Source organism: Alcanivorax sp. NBRC 102024, assembly GCF_001602235.1.
Taxonomy (GTDB): domain Bacteria; phylum Pseudomonadota; class Gammaproteobacteria; order Pseudomonadales; family Alcanivoracaceae; genus Alcanivorax.
The window spans coordinates 582,406-601,016 of the sequence record NZ_BDAS01000001.1; the positions used below are offsets into that span (position 1 = coordinate 582,406).

Consider the following 18,611-nt stretch of genomic DNA (forward strand, 5'->3'; position numbering starts at 1 on the left):
GAATCATTTAAGCCGTACTGATGGATCCAGGCTGGGGGCTTTCAGGGGATCGCCCTGATAGGCCGCCACATCCGGGAAGCGTTGGTTGGGCCAGGCAGCCCAGTCTGCAATCGCTGCCTCCAGCTGCTGCTGGTCCCGACCGACAAAATTCCACCACAACAGCACGGGTTGCCCCAGAGGCTGGCCCCCCAGCAGCATCACCCGGCTGTTGGCGCTGAGCGTGAGTGTCAGGCTGTCACGGCCACAACCCAGGTAGTACAGCTCACCCACCTGCAGGGTTTCACCGTCCACCTCGGCGCGGCCTTCGCTGATGCATAGCCCCAGTTCAAAATCCGCCGGCACAGGCAGGGTCAGGGTGCAGGTGTCTTGCGCCACGATATCGGCGCCGACCAGGGGGGAGTACACCCGGGCGGGGGAATGGTGGCCATCCAGTTCGCCCACCACCAGGGTGATGTCCGCACCCTCCTGATGCCATTGCGGCAGGTCGGTGTGATGGCTGAAGGCCGGGTCGGTGTCTTCGTGTTCGGCGGGCAGTGCGATCCAGAATTGCAGACCATGCATGGGGCCGCTGAAACCCTCGGGGCTTTCCTCGGAGTGACAGATGCCATGCCCGGCAGTCATCAGGTTGAGTTGTCCCGGGCGAATCACCTGTTCATAGCCCAGGCTGTCCTTGTGCAGCAGGGCTCCCTCGAACAGCCAGGTCACGGTCTGCAGGCCGATGTGAGGGTGGGTGCCCACATCCACGCCGTTGTCGGCGGCCAGTGAGGTGGGCCCGATATGGTCAAGAAAACACCAGGGGCCGATCAGTCGCTGATCACGGCTGGGCAGATGGCGAATGATCGGTAGGCCACTGCCGAGAATGCTTTTGCGTGAGGCCACCGCCTTGAGTGTGGGTTTGCTGGCCAGGTTGGGGCATTCCACCATCTCGCCGCTGGCATTGGTATTGCTCATGGCCGTCTCCGTGGCATAGTCATTGATCCTGCTTCTGGAGGTCTGCATGCAGTCTACAGAGGCGGTTTGGTATTTCAGTATGCAAGCGGCGACGCTTCAAGAAAAGGAGAGCATGATGGCCAAGGTGCAGGTTCAAAGCGTGGAGAAGTACGTGCAGCAGATTGATGCCCGGCAGCATCGGCTCGCTGCCGATGAAGGCGAAAAGCTGGGTGGCAGTGACAGCGGCCCGAATCCCTACGAATTGTTGCTGTCCGGACTGGGAGCGTGCACGTCCATTACCCTGCGAATGTATGCCGAGCGCAAAGGGTGGGACTTGGGTGAGATTCAGGTGGGTCTGCATTTTTACCGGGATGACGCGGGCAAGGAATATATCGATCGTACCCTGACCTGTAGCGGTCAGTTGAGCGACGAACAGCGGCAGCGTCTGTTGGAGATTGCCGCCAAGACCCCGGTCACCAATACCGTGCGGCAGGGCACTCCGATTGCCACGGATTGGAAATAAGCGGCACAGCGACGGCGCTTTTGGCATACTCGCGCCTCCATTGACTCAACGGAGGTCCTTGCATGTTCAAGGTCAACGAATACTTCGATGCCAAGGTGGCATCCATTGCCTTTCAAGCCGAAACCAAACCGGCCACCGTCGGCGTTATGGCGCCGGGCGATTACGAGTTCGGCACCAGCGAGCACGAGACCATGACCGTGGTAAGCGGCGCACTGACCGTGAAGTTGCCCGGCGCTGCCGATTGGCAGACGTTTGCTGCCGGTGACACCTTTGAGGTCGTGGCAGACAGTCGTTTTCAGGTAAAGGTGGCTATGGATACCGCCTATCTGTGTCTGTACGGCGAATAACAACAAACGGGGGAGCGGGATGCCGTTATTTCCTGCCAGGGACGGCCAGTCTCTGCATGTGAGAATTCTGGGGCGTGGCCAGCCGGTGCTGATGTTGCACGGGCTTGGTATGCAGGGACGCGACTGGTTGCCTTTTGTGTTGCCATACCTGCGTCGTTACCAGTTCTTCATGCCGGATCTGCGCGGGGCGGGACAGTCCGCCGCCGCCCGATTCAATCAGCCGGATGTGTTCCATAACCACATGCAGGACATGGAAGACCTGGTGGCCCATTTCGGGTTGCAGGACTTCCATTTGGTGGGCTATTCCCTGGGTGCCACCACCAGCCTCCTCTGGCAAGCCCACGGGGATTTCTCCCCGGTGGCACGGTATCTCCATATTGATCAGACGCCCTGCATTGCCAACCAGCCGGATTGGGCCCACGGCCTGTTCGGTGAGCGTCAGGAGCATTTCTTCTCCCAGCTGCGGGAGTTGCTGGTATTGCTGGAGGCGGCGCCGGATCAGGGGCGGGTCGCCAACCTGGCTCCCGGTCTGCGCGAAGCGGTACTTCGCCAGTTGACCCATATTCTCGCGCAAGTGGCTGGGCGCCCCGGGCTGCATTCTGCCTTTCGGGCCACTGCCCGCTGGTCCGGATTATGGGCTCGCCTGCTGCCGGTGGCGGAGCTGGCAGATATTCGTGCCTACCTGCAGGCCTACCTGTCCGCAACCCATGATTATCGGCCCACTGCGGCGGATTTCCCGGTGCCGGCCACGGTCATCACCGGCGCCCACTCCCCCCTCTATCCTGCGGAAGGGCAGGCTGCGTTTGCCGAACTGATCGGGGCTCGCCATGTGGTGTTATCCCGCTCCGGCCATGTGCCGCTGATGAGTCAGCCGTGGGCGTTCACCCGCGCGCTGGGGGAGTTTCTGACCGCCCAGCATTGAACGGCGGAAGCAGCCGCGGAATGCAATTTCGGAAATCTGCCAATAGCGGGTAGGATGCATAACCTTCCTGAGCAGGTTGCGGAGAGAACAGGTGGTCGCCATTCACAATAACGCCCCGGCCTTGACGTTGCGCGCGGGCACCGACGCTATTGCCCATTTGCGCGAATATGGTCTGCGTGCCGGGGATGTGGACATTGTTCCCGGTGCGGCCGGTGGTCCCAAGGCCCTGGGAATCAACGGGCTGGACCAGGCCGTTTTTGGTGACTTCCTGCCCCGGGCTCCTCGCCGTCGGACCCTGATCGGTGCCTCCATTGGAAGCTGGCGTTTTGCCGCCATTGCCATGGGGCAGGACCCGGCCAAGGGGCTGGCAAGGCTGGCGGAGCTCTATACCTGCCAGCGTTTTCCCAAAGGCATTACCTCCAGAGAAGTCAGCCACCGCTGTGCGGCCATGCTCTCCGACCTGCTGCAGGATCGCGACCAGCATATCCTGCATAACCAGAACTACCGGCTGGTGATTGTCGTAATTCGCAGCCGCGGCCTGATGGCTCGGAGCGGCGGTCTGGGCCTGGGTCTGGGCCTGGCCGGGCTGATCGGTACCAACTTTTTCAGTCGTCAGGCCACTGGCCTGTTCATGGAACGAGGCCTGGTTTACCCGGACGGCAGCCCGCTGCCGGTGGGCCCGCTCAATGATTTCACCACCCACCATATTTCCCTGGGGGCGGAGAACTTGCGTGCGGCGCTGCTGGCCAGTGCCGCTATTCCCATGGTGCTCGATGGGGTCACCGGCCTGCCTGGGGCGCCGGATGGCGTCTACCGGGATGGCGGTATGCTCGATTATCACCTGGATTTGCCTTACCAGAGCACGGGTATTGTGCTGTATCCGCACTTCACGGACCGGGTGATCCCCGGCTGGTTCGACAAGCCGTTGCGCTGGCGCAACGGCGATCCCAAGCGGCTGCGTCGGTTGTTGCTGGTGTCACCCTCCCGGGAGTACCTGGCCAGCCTGCCCCATGGCAAGTTGCCTGATCGCACCGACTTCAAGCATTACCTGGGGGATGACGCCGGCCGCGAGGCCTATTGGCGCAAGGCGGTGGGCGAGAGCCAGCGGCTGGGTGATGAATTCCTGGAGCTGGTGGAAAGCGGCAAGCTGATGGACCGTATCCAGCCGCTGTAAGTCTTTCCATAGGAGCGTCGCTGGCGGCGCGATAACCCAGCCTACGCGTTGCTCGATACGGTTATTATCGCGCCGCCAGCGACGCTCCTACGAGAAGACATGTTACCCTCGCCTCGTTTCTCTCCATGACCCGGACCCGGATTGCCCGTGACTGAATCCAGCCCCACAACCCTTTCCCTCGTCCGCCAGCTCTGGCAGCAAACCTGGCCCATGGCGCTGGGGGTGATGTCGTTACTGGGGTTCTACTTGGTCGACAGTATCTTTGTGGCACGGCTGGGCACGGCGCCGCTGGCGGCCCAGTCGTTCACCTTTCCGCTGGCGTTTCTGGTGATCGGGGTCCAGGTGGGGATCGGCATTGCCATTGCGGCACTGATTTCCCGGGCCATCGGTGCCGGGCAGCAGGATCAGGCCAACCGGCTTGGCGCCCTGGTGCTGACCGGTGGTGGCCTGTTGCTGGGGGTGCTGTTGCTGCTGCTCTGGCTGCTGCAAGCCCCGGCGTTTTCCCTGATCGGTGCCAGTGACGCCATTCGCGAACTGATCCGCCCCTACTGGGCGATTCAGGTGCTGGCCATGTGGGTGGGCGGGGTGTTGTACTTCGGCTACAGCCTGTTCCGGGCCCATGGCAACACACGCTTTCCGGGGCTGATGATGGTGCTCACCAGCCTGCTCAACCTGATGCTGGACCCAATACTGATCTTCGGGGTGGGGGACTGGGACGGCTTCGGCCTTCCCGGTGCGGCGCTGGCCTCGCTGCTGGCCTTTGCCATTGGCCTGGGCATTCTGGTGCTGGCCCTGCGCGGTAAGGGCTGGGTGCAGCGCCATGGCATGCTGGTACAGATGCGAGTCTCTGCCTGGCCCTTTGCGCAGATTGCCGGGCCCGCCATGATCAGCCAGCTGATGCCGCCGCTGGCGGCCATGCTGGCCACCGCCCTGGTGGCCCGTGCCGGTGATCAGGCCGTGGCCGCCTGGGGTATGGCAAGCCGGCTGGAAAGTTTTTCCATCGTGCTGGTGCTGGGCATGACCATGGCCCTGCCGCCCTGGCTGGGCCGTTGCTATGGCGGTAATGACTGGGATACCGTGCGCCGCCTGATGCGGGTGGCGGCGGCCATGGTGATCGGCTGGCAGCTGTTGCTGGGGTTGTTGATGGCCTTGCTGGCGGCACCGCTGGCTGGGCTCCTGGTGGATACCGCCCCGGTGCAGGCCTACCTGGCCCTGCTGATCCGCTGGTTGCCACCGAGCTATGGGCTGCTCGGTGTCTGCATGCTGGTGGTCTCCGCCAGTAATGCCCTGGGCTGGCCCATGCGCGCCATGCTGATTTCCTTCCTGCGCCTGTTCCTGTGCTACCTGCCGTTGCTCTGGCTGGGTTATCAGCTGGGGGATTTCGGCGGCCTGGCCCTGGGGGCGGCGTTCGGCAATCTGCTGGCGGGGGTGATGGCGTGGATGTTTTATCAGCAGGCGCTGGGAAAGGCAGTTAATAGTTAATAATGAATAATTAATAACGTCGCGGTGGCGGCTTGCTTTACTGAAACGCACGAGGCCGCGCCCAGACTCTGGGCGCGGCCTCATGCGTTTTGAAAATCCCGGCGAGTAAACGCGCAATTATTAATTATTCATTATTAACTATTAATTGCTTTCTCTCTCCCATTCCGGTGGCTTCCAGAGATGTTTCAGCCGCTGGCCGATGGGGCCGCGTTGTTTGATGTCGCGGAACATGTCCACGTATTCATGGCACCAGTTCACCAGCAGGTTGTTGCTGTACACCGGGCGGGTGATGCCGTATTCCACCGGCTCCTCGTCCCGTTCCGGGGTAAAGGTGCCGAACAGACGATCGAAGACGATGAAGACGCCGCCGTAATTGGTGTCGATATAGTCCGGGTTGCGACCATGATGGACCCGGTGGTGGCTGGGCGTGTTGAACACATATTCGATGGCCGGATGCAGTCGCTTCACCAGGGTGGTGTGGATAAAGAACTGGTAGACCAGTGACAGCGCATAGCAGACCCCGATCCACACCGGGTTGAAGCCGACAAAGGCCAGTGGCACGTAGAACAACCAGCCACCATTGAAGATATTGGTGGCGTTCTGACGCATGGCCGTGGAGAAGTTCATCCGCTCGGAGGAGTGGTGGGTCACATGGGCGGCCCAGAACCAGCGCACCCGGTGTGAGGTGCGGTGCATCCAGTAGAAGCAGAAATCGGTGAGCACCCACAGCAAGGCGCCGGTCAGCCAGGTCAGTTCGATATCCAGCAACCGGTGGTGATAGGCAAAGGCGTATACCGGGAAGGCGATCAGGCCGGCGAATAATAACTCAGTGGTCTGATAGCCCGCCCCCAGCATGAAATTGCGAATGGATTCACGGCTATCCACCAGCGTGGCATCGTGGCGGATTTTCAGGAACTCCCACAGGAATACGCCAATAAAGAACGGCGTGGCCACCATGAAGATCAGTTGCCGTTCGTCCAGGGCCAGCCAGGGCGCCACGGTGTCCCAGAGCGGGGCCAGGCCGCTGTTCTGCCAAACGCTGTTGAACCAGTCCATCAGAGCCATGGGCAACGCTCCCGGTGTGATTGATGATGGATCCATTGTGCGATGGGCTGTCCGGTTTGTATTGACGTTCCATGCCGTATTTTTGACAATCTATGCCATCGGATAAACGGCGGGAGAGGATAATGGCCACAGCTATGCGCGTGACCGGCGCCTGGGTGCAGCTGCTCACGGACTGGCTGGACCGGGAAAATCTGCCGGCACCGGCCCTGCGAACCGTGCTCGACAGCCGCAGCCCGGCGGACCTGGTGCCTTTGACGCTCTGGCGTGACCTGCTGCAGCAGGCAGTGGCCCTGCGGCCTGAGCGTGTCGCGCCGGGCCTGTCCATCGGCGCCATGGTGCAGCCCCGCCACGTGGGTATGCTCGGCTATCTGATTCTCACCTGCCGCACCCTGGGCGAAGCCATGCTGGCCTACCAGCGCTACGAAACCCTGTTCTATGGCCAGGATATGGTGGAAGTGCTGGGCCAGGGGGATCAGATGCAGGTGCGCTGGTCCGGGGACGATTCCGTGGGGGAGCTGGCGGACACCGTGGCCATCGCTGCGCTGATCACCTTTCTGCGGCGGCTGGTGGATGATCCGCCGTCACCGACGTCCGTGTCCTTCGTGTTCCCGGCACCGCCGGCCGAGACCCGCCAGGCCTACGAGGCATTCTTCGGTTGCCCGGTATGGTTTGCCCAGTCTCACACCTGCGTCAGTTTCCCGATTCACTTTCTGGCCATGGCCCTGCCACACAGCGACCCCAGCATGCGTAATCTGCTGGATCGCCAGGCCCGGGCCATGTTGCTGGCGCTGCCGGATTCCGACAGTTTCGATCGGGCCCTGCAGCAGGCCATGGTCAGGTTGATGCCCGAGGCGACGGTGACCCTGCCGCGCCTGGCGGCGGAGCTGCATATGTCCGTGCGCACCTTGCAGAGACGGCTTGCGGAGCGGCGGCTCACCTGGCGGGAGTTGCTGGACCGCACCCGTGAACAACTGGCTCGACATTATCTGGCGGACCCTTCGCTGACGCTGGGTGATATCGCGCTGTTGCTGGGGTTTTCCGAGCACAGCGCCTTCAGTCGGGCCTATCGGCGCTGGACCGGTACCTCGCCGGGCAAGGCCAGGAAAGCCCTGGGCAGCGCATACAAAAGTGACGTTCCTGTCTAACCGTTGGGCGGAAAAAGGGTTTCCGGGCGCCTCAAAAAAGCGTTGTACAACAGCGGCTTGCTAGCAGATCCCGGATCAGTGCTATCCAAAATTTCCGGGGGGGTGAACATTCCTGTCATTGCTGCAAAATAGTGGCCTTCAGTACGTTGGCGCCATCCTGACACCTCGCACCGAGTTCTGCGGGCGGGTCTGAATTGAGTAAAAGGATCCCATTCATGAAAACACGTATTACCGAATTGCTGGGCATCCAGTATCCGATTGTACAAGGCGGCATGCAGAATGTGGGCTATGCGGAACTGGCGGCGGCGGTATCCAACGCCGGTGGCCTGGGCATCATCACTGCCCTGACCCAGCCCACGCCGGAAGACCTGGACAAGGAAATCAAGCGCTGCAAGGAGATGACCGACAAGCCCTTCGGTGTGAACCTGACCATCCTGCCCACCATCAAACCGGTGCCCTATGAGGAATACGCCCGGGTGATCTGTGAAAACAATATCACCGTGGTGGAAACCGCCGGTCGCAACCCGGAACCCTTCATGCCTCTTTTCGAAGGTGCCGGCGTAAAAGTGGTGCACAAGTGCACCTCCGTCCGTCATGCGCTGAAGGCAGAAAAAGTGGGTGTGGCGGCGGTCTCCGTGGATGGCTTCGAATGTGCCGGTCATCCGGGTGAAGATGATATCCCCAATCTGGTATTGCTGCCGGCGGCGGCAAAAGTGATCAAGATTCCCATGCTGGCATCCGGCGGTATTGGTACCGGCGCGCAAATGGCCGCTTGTCTGGCTCTGGGTGCGGACGGTATCAACATGGGGACCCGTTTCCTGGCCTCGAAAGAGTCGCCGGTGCACGACAATATGAAGCGTGCCATTGCCGAGGCGTCCGAGCTGGATACGGCCCTGATCTTCCGGCCGCTGAAAAATACCGCCCGTGTTTTCAAGAATGCGGTAGCCACCCGGGTCAACGACATCGAACGGGAAAAGGGCCCGGACATGAAGTTCGATTACATCCAGGATCTGGTTGCTGGTGTAAAGGGCAAGGCGGCGCTGACCTCCGGAGACATCGACGGAGGCATCTGGACCTCGGGCATGGTTCAGGGCCTGATCGACAGTTACCCCAGCTGTGCCGAAATCATCGATGACATCATCAGTGAGTGTGTGGGCACCATCAACCAGCGTCTCGCCGGTTTTCTCAACGATTGATTTCTTCCGGTTTAGTCTCGCTCTCCCGAGCCATGCCAGGGGTAATGCCCTGGCTTTTTTTTGCCTGGACAAAAAGGATGGGAACTCTCCCATGTTTGTCAGCAGGGTATTCAGCTAAGCTTTGCACGCAGAAGGAGAAAAGCCATGAAAGGATGCATAGCGCGAATACTGATTTATTCCCTGGCTCTGGCCTGGGGAGTGGCCAGCGCCGACGGCATTTATACCTGGACAGATGCCCAGGGCCGGGTACATTTCGGTGACACACCAGCGGAAAACGACCAGGCGAAAACCGTTAAGGTCCAGATCAATACTTTCGAGAGTGTGACCTACCAAAGTCTCGATAAAGGATTGCCGGCGTCGGCAGAGGGCAGCGGCAAGGTTGTCATGTATGCGACCCAGTGGTGCGGTGTGTGCAGGAAAGCCCGCCGCTACTTCAATGACAATAATATACCCTTTATCGAATACGATATTGATAAAGACCCGAAAGCCCAGGCACGATTTGACGCTCTGCAAGGAAAGGGCGTACCCGTGATCCTGGTGGGAAAGAGAAGAATGAACGGATTCAGCGCCGCGGGTTTTGAACGGCTATATCGATAACGTTTTCTCAGTCACAAGGAACAGTGATGTTGACGCTTTACGAATTTTCTTCGTCCGGGAATTGCTACAAGCTACGGCTGGCCATGACCCAGCTGAGGATCGCCTTTCGCCGTATCGAAAAAGACATTACCCGTGGTGAAACCCGCACCGCGGACTTTCTTGCCATCAATCCCAATGGACGGATTCCGGTACTGGTCACACCAGAGGGGCAGGTTCTCCCGGAATCCAATGCGGCACTCTGGTACCTGGCCAGGGGGAGCCAATTCATGCCGGAAGATGCGTTTCAGCAGGCTCAGGTTCTGCAATGGATGTTCTTCGAGCAGTACAACCACGAGCCCAATATCGCGACATCCCGCTACTGGATTCATGTTCTGGGAGAAAGGGAAAAGTACGCCGAGGCGCTGGCGGAAAAACAGCAAAAAGGCCATGAAGCGCTGAGGGTGATGGATGCCCACCTTGCTGATCATGATTTCTTTGTCGGGGAGAGTTACAGCATTGCCGATATCGCTCTGTACGCCTATACCCATGTGGCCGAGCAGGGCGGGTTTTCCCTGAAAGCCTATCCGGCGATTGGCAACTGGCTGAATCGGGTAGCAGAGCAGCCGGGCTATGTGCCAATGGAGGCGTGATGCAGGCGCATGCAAGGGGGTGTTGTTCTGAGAGCGCAATCGGTTATTCAGAATGGCCCCCTGTGCAGCCGCTAGAGCGCCGGTTTTACCACAGCCAGATAAATAATAAGCGGAATAAAAATCGCTACCAGAGGTGTGCTGATGCGAAAGAAAGCCCAGTGCCATTGCATCAGTTTTTCATGGCGCGCATGGTCGCCTTTTTCCCGCCATTGGCGCTTGCTTCCGCCAAAATGAGAAAGCCAGTAATCAACAATTTCCATCGGCACAAACACTCCCGTCACCAGTAGCAGCTTCACTGCCAGCCAGTGAGATTCCAGTGTCCATCCCGTGGTCCAAAACAAGAGCCCGCCGCTGAGTAAAAGAACCGGGAAGGCGATATGCTCCAGTGATGCGCCTTTGTCGAACTGCTCCATGAGCCAGTCCCGGCGTTTTTTCAGTGCAGCCACATCCGGGTGTTTTTTCCAGCTTATCCAGGCGCTTCGGATAAACCAGATGTAGGCGACGGCAGTGCTGAAACTCCATGTCATCACTGCAAGTAAATGAATGAATTTTATTTGTAGATACCAGGGTTGCAGAACTTGCCGTATCTCTTCCAGCATGGTGGGCTCCTTGTTTTTCTGAAGTGCTTTTGTTGAAGCCTGCCGGAGCCACTATATGGATGAAAATTCATGAAGTCTTGTGCATCTGATAACAAATATCCTGGATAAGTTGTCACTCAAAGTTAATGCACGATCTCCTGTTTCCTTTCAGTCTGTAAGCCTGCCGATGTCGGTGATGATTCGGTAAGCAAAAAAACAATTTTTATCAGGGAGGATGATATGGATCTGGGGAAAAGTGCCCTGCGACTGGATGCCAGTGATGAATACATGCATCCCATTGAGGCGGCAAAAAACTTTAATGAAAGCATGTACGTGAATCTCTTTGATCACCGCAAGGGAATCGGTGGCTGGTTTCGCGTGGGTAACCGGCCCAATGAGGGCCATGCGGAAATGTCTTTCTGTTTTTATCTGCCGGATGGGAAGGTGGCATTCATGTTTCGCCGGGTCGAGATTCATGGAAACCATGCTCTGAATGCGGGAGGAATGCGCTTTGAGGTGATTGAGCCGTTAAAGAAAATTGCCTTGCACTACCAGGGTCCGGCCTGCGTGCTGGACAATCCCCAGGAGATGGAAAACCCGGCCCGGGCCTTTGCCGATAACCCTACGGTCATGGTGAAAGCACAGTTCAACTTCGAGGGGCTGACCCCGGTTTACGGTGGCGAAATGGTCGATGAGCAGGGCCGGCCCATCGAGGAAGACCCGGAGGAATCCTTTGCCCGCGGGCACTACGAGCAGCACCTGCGTGGCAAGGGCGAAATCAGTATTGGCCATCAGAACTTTTCATTGCAGGGCTTCGGATTGCGCGATCATTCCTGGGGGCCACGTTACTGGCAGAACCTCTATTGGTATCGCTGGCTGCCACTGGTTTTCAACGACCAGTTCGCGGTCAATGTGTCAATCGTGCAGATGGCCAGTGGCCGTCAGCATGTCTGGGGCATGGTCTACGATACCCGTGATGGTAGCGAGCCACGTTATGATCCGGTGGAACAGGCCACGCTGTGCTCAGCCCTGGATGAGCGCGATCAGGCATACACGCAGCGTGTCAGCCTGACCACCGAGTCCGGCCGTTGCTATGCCATCAGTGGTGAATCCCTGGCAATGATCCCTCTGCGCAATCGACGCCAGACCGATGACGGCGAGTGGAGACATACCCGTATCACGGAAGCGATGTCCCGGTTTACCTGCGATGGTCTCACCGGTTATGGAATGGCCGAGTATCTTGACCAGATGGTAGACGGTAAACCGGTGGGCAGGCATTGCTGATGACTGTGACTGTGGAACAGATTGAACAGGTGATCCCCGGGTTGGTGGAGCCGGTGATGGGGAACAGGTGTCTGCTGCAACAATGCCGGCGGCTCACCGCCGGGGCGTCAGCGGATACCTGGTGGCTGCAGGCAACAGTGGGCCAGCAGCAACACCAGTGGATATTGCGCCTGGATGCCGGCGGTGAAGATCTGGGCATGGCCCCGGGAAAGCAATTGGAAGCCCGGGCCCAGCAGGCAGCGGCGGATGCCGGTTGTGCCACGGCGACCGTCATCGCGGAACTGGGCGAGGGCAGCGGGCTGGGCTGTGGCTATCTGATGGCGGCGTTGCCCGGGGAGTCCCTGCCGCCGGTATTGCTCAAGTCCCCGGCCTACGACACTGCCCGTCGGCGTTTCCCGGACCAGGTGGCTGGCGCGCTGGCGGCCATACATCGCACGCCGTTAACCGGTCTGGGTGGCCTGCCTGTGCTGGATGCCAGGCGGCAGCTGGAGCAACTGTATGCCATGCACCGGGATTATGGTGAGCCTCTGCCGGTATTCGCCCTGGCGTACGGTTGGTTAAAGGAGCATGTACCGGACAACGCCAGCCTCACTCTGGTACATGGGGATTTTCGGCTGGGTAATTTCCTGTTCACGGAGTCGGGCCTTAGCGGCATTCTGGATTGGGAGCTGACTCACCTGGGCGACCCCATGGAGGATCTGGGCTGGCTGTGTGTCAACGCCTGGCGTTTCGGTCGACGGGCAAAACCGGTGGCCGGATTGACGGAGCGGGAGGTTTTCCACGCCGCCTATGAGGCCGCCTCGGGGCGCCCTGTGGACCCTGCCCATGCCCGTTACTGGGAGTTGCTGGGCACCTTCAAGTGGGGGGTTATCTGCCAGTATCAGGCCTACAGTTACCTGCGGGGGCGGGTGTCATCCGTGGAGCGAGCAGCGATTGGTCGACGGGTAGCGGAAACCGAATACGACATGCTGATCTGCCTGAAGGAGCTACAGGATGCCGCTTAATCGACCCCATGCCCGGGAATTGCAGCAGGCCATTGAGCACTATCGGCAGCGCCCGGATCCGGATCCCAGGGTCCATGAGTATTACGGCAAGGTGATTGCACACCTGGAGGCCCTGCTGGAACCGGAAAAGGCGTTGGCTGTCGCATTTGCCCACCAGGAAAAGGTGGCCATGGAGCAGCTGGCAGCGGTGCTGAAATCCTCAGACCAGACGCTGGCGGGCCTGTGCCGGAGGCTGGCATCCGGTAACGTCAATGAGCATTTGCCAGCGGTGCTGGAGACCCTGCTGGCATTGGCGGAAGCCAAGCTGGATATCGACAGCCCACGCTATCCGCGCGCAAGTTGATATGCCGCGCATCACGCAGTCAGATGGTGAAAGTGATACTTCAGATGATCGTCAATAAAACTGGCGATGAAGAAGTAGGAATGGTCATAGCCGGGTTGCATGCGCAGGGTGATCGGCACCCCCGCCTCCTGGCAGGCAGCACTGAGGGATTCCGGACGGAGTTGGCCATCCTGATAGAAATTATCCGCGTCGCCCTGGTCCACCATTAGCGCCAGGTCGCTGCCGTTGGCCTTGATCAGCTCGCAGGCATCCCAGGCCTCCCAGGTTGCACGGTCCTCCCCCAGATAGCCGCCCAGTGCCTTCTCGCCCCAGGCGCACTGACTCGGGTTGCTGATTGGTGCGAACGCCGATACCGAGGTATAGCGGCCGGGGTTTTTCAGTGCGCAGATCAATGCGCCATGGCCTCCCATGGAATGGCCGCTGATCGCTTCGCGGCCGTTGAGGGGGAAATGATCGCGGAGTAGTGCCGGCAATTCACGGGTCACATAATCATACATGCGATAGTGCTGGCTCCAGGGCGCGCGGGTTGCGTTTACATAGAAACCGGCACCGGAACCGAAATCATAGCTGTCGTGTTCGCCGGGAAGGTCGGTGCCCCGCGGGCTGGTATCCGGGCAGACCATGGCCAGACCCAGTTCCGCTGCCGTGCGTTGGGCGCCGGCTTTCTGCATGAAATTTTCATCGTTGCAGGTCAGGCCGGACAGCCACCACAACAAGGGAACGGAAGCCTGCTCCGCTGCCGGTGGCAGATAGATGGCAAAGATCATCTCGCAATTGAGCACCTGGCTGCGGTGCCGGTAGCGCTTCAGCCAGCCGCCAAAGGATTTGGTGGCAGAAACCAGTTCGATATCAGACATGATTCAACCTTTCTACGAAGCCGCTGTAGGAGCACCTCTTGAGGTGCGAACCTTGCCTGGCAAGGTCTTTCGCAAGTAGATTCGCACCTCAAGAGGTGCTCCTACAGTCGGAATTAGTACGCCTTAAAAAAGAATCACCGAACGAATGCTCTTGCCTTCGTGCAGCAAATCAAAGGCGGTGTTGATCTCATCCAGCCCCATGGTATGGGTGACGAATTCGTCGATCTTGATCTCACCGTTCATGTAACGATCCACATAGCCAGGCAGCTCGGTGCGGCCTTTTACACCGCCGAAGGCGGAGCCTTTCCAGACCCGGCCGGTGACCAGTTGAAACGGACGCGTGGAAATTTCCTCGCCGGCACCGGCCACGCCGATGATGATGGATTCGCCCCAGCCCTTGTGGCAGCACTCCAGCGCCGAGCGCATCACGTTCACATTGCCGATGCACTCGAAGGAATAATCCACACCGCCGTCGGTGAGTTCGACAATCACTTCCTGAATGGAATTGTTGTAATCCTTCGGGTTGATGAAATCGGTGGCGCCGAACTGCCGGGCCAGGGTTTCCTTGGCCGGGTTGGTGTCGATGGCGATGATGCGCTCTGCCTTGGCCATCACCGCGCCCTGAATCACCGACAGACCGATACCGCCGAGCCCGAACACGGCCACCGTGGAACCGGGCTCCACCTTGGCAGTATTCAGGACCGCACCGATGCCGGTGGTGACGCCGCACCCAAGCAGGCAGATCTTGTCCAGCGGGGCTTCCTTGCTGACCTTGGCCAGGGAAATTTCCGGCACCACGGTGTATTCGGAAAAGGTGCTGGTGCCCATGTAGTGGTGCAGCAGTTTGCCGTTCAGGGAAAAGCGGCTGGTGCTGTCGGGCATCAGGCCCTGGCCCTGGGTGGCGCGGACCGCCTGACACAGGTTGGTTTTGCCGCTGAGGCAGAATTTGCACTGGCGGCACTCGGCGGTATAGAGCGGAATCACGTGGTCGCCGGGTTTCAGGCTGGTCACGCCTTCGCCCACTTCCTGGACGATGCCGGCGCCCTCATGGCCGAGAATGGAGGGAAAGATGCCCTCCGGATCCTTGCCGGACAGGGTGTAGGCATCGGTGTGGCAAACGCCGGTGGCAACGATCTGCACCAGCACTTCCCCGGCCTTGGGGCCGGCCACATCCACGTCTTCGATCTGTAGGGGTTTGCCTGCTTCCCAGGCGACGGCGGCACGGGATTTCATGGTGATTCCTTTTTGACGGTTCGGAAGGCGGTAACCTTTTCGCCGGGCTTGCTCAGCGATTCATGGATTATTCACTATACGCAGACACGAATAGCGCTATAAGGCACAATTCGACAAGAGATTATTGTCAGGTAGCAACAATGCAGCACTGGGATCGTATTGAAGCCTTTGTGGAAGTGGTGAGGCGGGGCTCCTTTGCGGATGCCGCCCGGCATCTGGGGGTATCCAGCTCCCATGTGAGCCGGCTGGTGTCCCGGCTGGAAACCCAGCTCGGCACCCAGTTGCTCTACCGCACCACCCGGCGCCTGAAGCTCACCGATGCGGGGGCGGTCTACTTCGATCATTGTGGCCAGTTGTTTGATGGTTTCCAGGAAGCGTTGTCGGCCATCAGCGACTACCAGCAACGGCCCACCGGGGTGCTCAAGCTGACCTGCGCCACCACCTTTGGCGAACGTTACATCGCGCCGTTAGTGAACGACTTTCTGGCCCGCCATCCGCAATTGTCCATCCAACTGGACTTTACCAACCGGCGGGTGGATATCATCGACGAGGGCTTCGATGTGGCCATCCGTACCGGGGCGCTGCCGGACTCGTCATTGATCGCCCGCAAACTCTGCCCGCGTCGCGAATATATTGTCGGTTCCGCCGACTATTTCCAGCGCCATGCCCGGCCCCACACGTTGGGGGAGTTGAGTCAACACAACTGCCTGTTGGGTTCAGCGGATCAGTGGGCGGTGGATGTGGATGGTCAGCACCGGCAATGGAAAGTGCAGGGCAACTGGAAGGGCAATTCCGGCGTGGCCCTGCTGGATGCGGCTCGCAAGGGCCTGGGGTTGGTGCAGCTGCCGGATTATTACGTGGAGGATGATCTGCATCGGGGACGGCTGATTTCCGTGCTGGATCAGTATGCCTGCAGCCACACTGCGGTGTGGGTGGTGTATCCCCGCCACCGACACTTGTCGCCCAAGGTGCGCCAGTTTGTGGATTTTCTGGTGGAGGGTATGGTGCGTTGAAAGGCGTCGAAATCTTCTTTTGCAGGAGCGGCGCTGACGGCGCGATAACCAGAGTTTCGAGTTTCGAGTTTCGAGTTTCGAGTTGCGAGTTGCGAGTTGCGAGACGCGAGTTTCGAAAGACAAACCCCAAAACGCGGTAAAGTCCGGTGATTTTCGCTTCTCGTAACTCGTAACTCGCCACTGGTTTATCGCGCCGCCAGCCAGGCTCCTACAGCAATAAAACGGAGCGGTTATGTACACAGGAAATTGTCTCTGTGGTGGTGTGACATTTGAAATCGCCGGTGAGCTGGCGCCGATTCAGGTCTGCCATTGTCAGCAATGTCGAAAGGCCCAGGGTACTGCGCTGGTTACCAATATTCCGGTGGAAACCGGCAAGCTGCACTGGGTACGGGGTGAGGCATTACTGAAAAGCTATGCGTCCTCGCCGGGCAAGCAGCGGGTGTTCTGCTGCGAGTGCGGCTCGCCGATTTACAGTAGCCATGAGAAAAAGCCGGGCGTGCTGCGGATTCGGGCGGGGCTGCTGAATGAGCCGCTGGCGACGCGGCCCGCGTTTCATATCTATACGGATTCGGCCTGTAACTGGTGGGCCATTGACGATGGGTTGCCGCAGTATCCTGAAGGTGCGGAATAAAAAAATGCCGGGTCAGCGCCCGGCATTTTTTGTTACGCCATTTGTGCCTTCAGCGCCTCGATCTCGTGGGCATCGCCGTTGCGCGCCGCGAAAGCCTGCCAGTTCTCGGCGGCATGGCTTTTAAGTACCTCGGCCACTCGGGGTAGCTCCGCGTCGGGCAAGTGGCCGAACAGGCCGAGCAGCTTGCTGTCATGGGCCTGGCCCAATGCTTGCCCCAGTGCCTCTGGCTGGCTTTGGGTTAGCACGTCCACCGCTGGTGTCAGGTGTTCCTGATCCAGCAGTGGCAACAGGGTGAGCAATTCATCCCAGCTGTTTTCACTGGCCACGGTGCTGATCAGGCTTTCCATCACTGGGGCTTCGCGCAACTTGGGCACATTCACCACCATTTGCTGATGCTGATTGTCCATGGCGTTCACCGCCTGCAACAGGTTGGTCCACAGGCGCTGTTCGCTGGCCACTTCGATAATGTGACTGATGACGGCTTCGCCCTGCTCGGCTACCAGGTTGCCCATCTGGCCACGCAGTTCGGTGTTCAGGTGCCCGTTCAGGGACAGCACCGCCGGCCACAGTTCATGGTCGGTGGCGGCTTTCAGAGTGGCCCGTTGCTGTGCTTCGCTGAGCAAGGCCAGCACCGTGTCCAGTTTGCTCTTGTCTTCTAGGTAAAGCGCGATCTTCACCATGGCTTCGCCGTCGTCGATGCTGCGGGTGACGGCTTCCAGGGCAGACGGCTGAATCACGGCGACAAAACGGGCCAGGGTGATGTGCTCGCCCATGGACAGCAGGGTTTTGGCCACGGAGGCGACAATCTTGTCGGGCATGGCAGCCAGCAGATCCCGGGAGTATTTGGGCTCAAGGTGGATGCACAGCTTGGCGAGAAAGTCTTCCGGCAGTTTGTCGGCCAGCTTGATAGCGCGTTCGGGGGGCAGCTCGGAGGCAATGCCGGCGGCGAGCACGGAGCCCAGTACGGTGGTGGCCAGCTTGGCGCTGGCACCGGTGGGAACCAGTTTGCTGATGCCGGCCAGGCGCTGGTAGCTGTCCTGGTGCTGTTCGTAGAAGAAGCCGGAGACGGCACTGCGGAAGTTGGCAATGGCGGTCAGGTCCTGACCATCCAGAAAGGCCAGGTTGGTCTCGTCGGTTTCCAGCAGGCGGCTGAGTTTGAGCAGTTCGGCCTGGGTTTCAATGTGCATGTCTGTCTCCTTAACCGAACAGCATTTTTTTCACCGGGCGGCGGAAGGGCCCGGGCACCACATTCAGTGCGTTATTCATGGCTTTTTCGACTCTGGCGTCTTTGGTTTCCAGAGCGGCAAGGACGGTATCGGCCAGTTTGCTGGCTTGATCCGCAGGCAGGGACTCGATAAAGGCCAGCGCATCGGCTGGCAGTCCCTTGGTCTTCAGGGTGCTGATGGAATCAGACATGGTTTCTCCTTTACTACAGCGCCCGGGAGCACATCCCCGGGCGCCCTGGATGCAGGCTGTCGCGCGCAGCCTGCCTATGGCTGGCGCTACTATGCCAGCAATAAGGAAGGATGGGTGTTGCCGAAAAGCCGCTGCCGGGCGGCGCTCAAGAAAGCGCAGCTATTGCCTTGTGGCGGTTTGGCGGGTTCGATTCGCTGCGGGTAACGCTCACTCCGGGGAGCCTGATCCGGTATCCACCCCGG

General features: G+C 59.6%; 21 protein-coding genes. 14 read left to right on the top strand and 7 right to left on the bottom strand.

What is annotated here, in order from left to right; genetic code table 11:
* Positions 1 to 3 precede the first annotated feature (3 nt).
* Positions 4 to 951: a pirin family protein gene (locus A0251_RS02785; protein ID WP_062815293.1), complete on the bottom strand. Its 948-nt coding sequence runs from the start codon at positions 949 to 951 to the stop codon at positions 4 to 6.
* Between the two features lie 46 nt (positions 952 to 997).
* Between A0251_RS02785 and A0251_RS02790 the strand changes: the two genes are divergently transcribed.
* From A0251_RS02790 to A0251_RS02810, 5 genes are all read left to right on the top strand, one after another.
* Positions 998 to 1,453: an OsmC family protein gene (locus A0251_RS02790; protein ID WP_231874139.1), complete on the top strand. Its 456-nt coding sequence runs from the start codon at positions 998 to 1,000 to the stop codon at positions 1,451 to 1,453.
* A gap of 62 nt (positions 1,454 to 1,515) precedes the next feature.
* Positions 1,516 to 1,800, top strand: a complete 285-nt coding sequence (locus A0251_RS02795; RefSeq protein WP_062815295.1) for a pyrimidine/purine nucleoside phosphorylase — start codon at positions 1,516 to 1,518, stop codon at positions 1,798 to 1,800.
* Between the two features lie 19 nt (positions 1,801 to 1,819).
* Positions 1,820 to 2,722: an alpha/beta fold hydrolase gene (locus tag A0251_RS02800; RefSeq protein ID WP_062815296.1), complete on the top strand. Its 903-nt coding sequence runs from the start codon at positions 1,820 to 1,822 to the stop codon at positions 2,720 to 2,722.
* A 91-nt stretch (positions 2,723 to 2,813) separates the two neighbouring features.
* On the top strand, positions 2,814 to 3,896 hold the full coding sequence (locus tag A0251_RS02805) for a hypothetical protein (RefSeq protein ID WP_062815297.1): 1,083 nt from the start codon (positions 2,814 to 2,816) through the stop codon (positions 3,894 to 3,896).
* Between the two features lie 210 nt (positions 3,897 to 4,106).
* Positions 4,107 to 5,378: an MATE family efflux transporter gene (locus A0251_RS02810; RefSeq protein WP_082810744.1), complete on the top strand. Its 1,272-nt coding sequence runs from the start codon at positions 4,107 to 4,109 to the stop codon at positions 5,376 to 5,378.
* Positions 5,379 to 5,519: 141 nt separating this feature from the next.
* Here A0251_RS02810 and A0251_RS02815 read toward each other — a convergent pair whose 3' ends face one another.
* Positions 5,520 to 6,443: a sterol desaturase family protein gene (locus A0251_RS02815; RefSeq protein ID WP_062815299.1), complete on the bottom strand. Its 924-nt coding sequence runs from the start codon at positions 6,441 to 6,443 to the stop codon at positions 5,520 to 5,522.
* Between the two features lie 122 nt (positions 6,444 to 6,565).
* Here A0251_RS02815 and A0251_RS02820 point away from each other — a divergent pair, with 122 nt between their 5' ends.
* The 4 genes from A0251_RS02820 to A0251_RS02835 all read left to right on the top strand — a co-directional run bounded on the left by A0251_RS02820 (position 6,566) and on the right by A0251_RS02835 (position 10,010).
* A complete protein-coding gene (locus A0251_RS02820; RefSeq protein WP_062815300.1) occupies positions 6,566 to 7,588 on the top strand; it encodes an AraC family transcriptional regulator in 1,023 nt (340 codons plus the stop codon).
* Positions 7,589 to 7,803: 215 nt separating this feature from the next.
* Positions 7,804 to 8,784, top strand: coding sequence for a nitronate monooxygenase family protein (locus A0251_RS02825; protein WP_062815301.1), 981 nt, complete (start codon positions 7,804 to 7,806; stop codon positions 8,782 to 8,784).
* Between the two features lie 144 nt (positions 8,785 to 8,928).
* Entirely contained in the window at positions 8,929 to 9,381 is a 453-nt protein-coding gene (locus tag A0251_RS02830; RefSeq protein WP_062815302.1) for a glutaredoxin family protein, read from the top strand.
* Between the two features lie 26 nt (positions 9,382 to 9,407).
* Positions 9,408 to 10,010 (top strand): glutathione S-transferase family protein, encoded by a 603-nt coding sequence (locus A0251_RS02835; protein ID WP_062815303.1) that lies wholly within the window; start codon positions 9,408 to 9,410, stop codon positions 10,008 to 10,010.
* A 71-nt stretch (positions 10,011 to 10,081) separates the two neighbouring features.
* On the opposite strand, the gene A0251_RS02840 is transcribed toward A0251_RS02835, so the two are convergent.
* On the bottom strand, positions 10,082 to 10,609 hold the full coding sequence (locus A0251_RS02840; protein WP_062815304.1) for a hypothetical protein: 528 nt from the start codon (positions 10,607 to 10,609) through the stop codon (positions 10,082 to 10,084).
* A 219-nt stretch (positions 10,610 to 10,828) separates the two neighbouring features.
* On the opposite strand from A0251_RS02840, the gene A0251_RS02845 reads away from it, so the two are divergent.
* Genes A0251_RS02845 through A0251_RS02855 form a run of 3 tightly spaced genes read left to right on the top strand, consistent with a single transcriptional unit; the run spans position 10,829 to position 13,219 of the window.
* On the top strand, positions 10,829 to 11,872 hold the full coding sequence (locus A0251_RS02845) for a hypothetical protein (RefSeq protein ID WP_062815305.1): 1,044 nt from the start codon (positions 10,829 to 10,831) through the stop codon (positions 11,870 to 11,872).
* Positions 11,872 to 12,876, top strand: coding sequence for a phosphotransferase family protein (locus A0251_RS02850; protein ID WP_062815306.1), 1,005 nt, complete (start codon positions 11,872 to 11,874; stop codon positions 12,874 to 12,876). Before A0251_RS02845 ends, A0251_RS02850 begins: the two co-directional genes overlap by 1 nt.
* Positions 12,866 to 13,219: a DUF6285 domain-containing protein gene (locus A0251_RS02855; protein ID WP_062815307.1), complete on the top strand. Its 354-nt coding sequence runs from the start codon at positions 12,866 to 12,868 to the stop codon at positions 13,217 to 13,219. Before A0251_RS02850 ends, A0251_RS02855 begins: the two co-directional genes overlap by 11 nt.
* A gap of 11 nt (positions 13,220 to 13,230) precedes the next feature.
* Here A0251_RS02855 and fghA read toward each other — a convergent pair whose 3' ends face one another.
* Together fghA and A0251_RS02865 are read right to left on the bottom strand one after the other, a co-directional pair.
* On the bottom strand, positions 13,231 to 14,076 hold the full coding sequence (fghA, locus tag A0251_RS02860; protein ID WP_062815308.1) for an S-formylglutathione hydrolase: 846 nt from the start codon (positions 14,074 to 14,076) through the stop codon (positions 13,231 to 13,233).
* Between the two features lie 123 nt (positions 14,077 to 14,199).
* Entirely contained in the window at positions 14,200 to 15,309 is a 1,110-nt protein-coding gene (locus A0251_RS02865) for an S-(hydroxymethyl)glutathione dehydrogenase/class III alcohol dehydrogenase (protein ID WP_062815309.1), read from the bottom strand.
* 140 nt (positions 15,310 to 15,449) lie between these two features.
* On the opposite strand from A0251_RS02865, the gene A0251_RS02870 reads away from it, so the two are divergent.
* Positions 15,450 to 16,322: a LysR family transcriptional regulator gene (locus A0251_RS02870; protein WP_062815310.1), complete on the top strand. Its 873-nt coding sequence runs from the start codon at positions 15,450 to 15,452 to the stop codon at positions 16,320 to 16,322.
* 232 nt (positions 16,323 to 16,554) lie between these two features.
* Positions 16,555 to 16,953: a GFA family protein gene (locus tag A0251_RS02875; RefSeq protein ID WP_062815311.1), complete on the top strand. Its 399-nt coding sequence runs from the start codon at positions 16,555 to 16,557 to the stop codon at positions 16,951 to 16,953.
* A 32-nt stretch (positions 16,954 to 16,985) separates the two neighbouring features.
* Here A0251_RS02875 and A0251_RS02880 read toward each other — a convergent pair whose 3' ends face one another.
* Positions 16,986 to 18,140: a hypothetical protein gene (locus A0251_RS02880; RefSeq protein WP_062815312.1), complete on the bottom strand. Its 1,155-nt coding sequence runs from the start codon at positions 18,138 to 18,140 to the stop codon at positions 16,986 to 16,988.
* 10 nt (positions 18,141 to 18,150) lie between these two features.
* Positions 18,151 to 18,369, bottom strand: a complete 219-nt coding sequence (locus A0251_RS02885) for a hypothetical protein (RefSeq protein WP_062815313.1) — start codon at positions 18,367 to 18,369, stop codon at positions 18,151 to 18,153.
* Positions 18,370 to 18,611: the final 242 nt, after the last annotated feature.

What these genes read in the sequence shown, in the direction of transcription:
- A0251_RS02885 (WP_062815313.1), bottom strand. Translation starts at nt 18,369, where the DNA reads ATGTCTGATTCCATCAGCACCCTGAAGACCAAGGGACTGCCAGCCGAT.
- A0251_RS02815 (WP_062815299.1), bottom strand. Translation starts at nt 6,443, where the DNA reads ATGGCTCTGATGGACTGGTTCAACAGCGTTTGGCAGAACAGCGGCCTG.
- A0251_RS02785 (WP_062815293.1), bottom strand. Translation starts at nt 951, where the DNA reads ATGAGCAATACCAATGCCAGCGGCGAGATGGTGGAATGCCCCAACCTG.
- A0251_RS02825 (WP_062815301.1), top strand. Translation starts at nt 7,804, where the DNA reads ATGAAAACACGTATTACCGAATTGCTGGGCATCCAGTATCCGATTGTA.
- A0251_RS02855 (WP_062815307.1), top strand. Translation starts at nt 12,866, where the DNA reads ATGCCGCTTAATCGACCCCATGCCCGGGAATTGCAGCAGGCCATTGAG.
- A0251_RS02880 (WP_062815312.1), bottom strand. Translation starts at nt 18,140, where the DNA reads ATGCACATTGAAACCCAGGCCGAACTGCTCAAACTCAGCCGCCTGCTG.
- A0251_RS02820 (WP_062815300.1), top strand. Translation starts at nt 6,566, where the DNA reads ATGGCCACAGCTATGCGCGTGACCGGCGCCTGGGTGCAGCTGCTCACG.
- A0251_RS02865 (WP_062815309.1), bottom strand. Translation starts at nt 15,309, where the DNA reads ATGAAATCCCGTGCCGCCGTCGCCTGGGAAGCAGGCAAACCCCTACAG.
- A0251_RS02800 (WP_062815296.1), top strand. Translation starts at nt 1,820, where the DNA reads ATGCCGTTATTTCCTGCCAGGGACGGCCAGTCTCTGCATGTGAGAATT.
- A0251_RS02840 (WP_062815304.1), bottom strand. Translation starts at nt 10,609, where the DNA reads ATGCTGGAAGAGATACGGCAAGTTCTGCAACCCTGGTATCTACAAATA.
- fghA (WP_062815308.1), bottom strand. Translation starts at nt 14,076, where the DNA reads ATGTCTGATATCGAACTGGTTTCTGCCACCAAATCCTTTGGCGGCTGG.
- A0251_RS02870 (WP_062815310.1), top strand. Translation starts at nt 15,450, where the DNA reads ATGCAGCACTGGGATCGTATTGAAGCCTTTGTGGAAGTGGTGAGGCGG.
- A0251_RS02810 (WP_082810744.1), top strand. Translation starts at nt 4,107, where the DNA reads ATGGCGCTGGGGGTGATGTCGTTACTGGGGTTCTACTTGGTCGACAGT.
- A0251_RS02795 (WP_062815295.1), top strand. Translation starts at nt 1,516, where the DNA reads ATGTTCAAGGTCAACGAATACTTCGATGCCAAGGTGGCATCCATTGCC.
- A0251_RS02845 (WP_062815305.1), top strand. Translation starts at nt 10,829, where the DNA reads ATGGATCTGGGGAAAAGTGCCCTGCGACTGGATGCCAGTGATGAATAC.
- A0251_RS02875 (WP_062815311.1), top strand. Translation starts at nt 16,555, where the DNA reads ATGTACACAGGAAATTGTCTCTGTGGTGGTGTGACATTTGAAATCGCC.
- A0251_RS02830 (WP_062815302.1), top strand. Translation starts at nt 8,929, where the DNA reads ATGAAAGGATGCATAGCGCGAATACTGATTTATTCCCTGGCTCTGGCC.
- A0251_RS02790 (WP_231874139.1), top strand. Translation starts at nt 998, where the DNA reads ATGCAGTCTACAGAGGCGGTTTGGTATTTCAGTATGCAAGCGGCGACG.
- A0251_RS02835 (WP_062815303.1), top strand. Translation starts at nt 9,408, where the DNA reads ATGTTGACGCTTTACGAATTTTCTTCGTCCGGGAATTGCTACAAGCTA.
- A0251_RS02850 (WP_062815306.1), top strand. Translation starts at nt 11,872, where the DNA reads ATGACTGTGACTGTGGAACAGATTGAACAGGTGATCCCCGGGTTGGTG.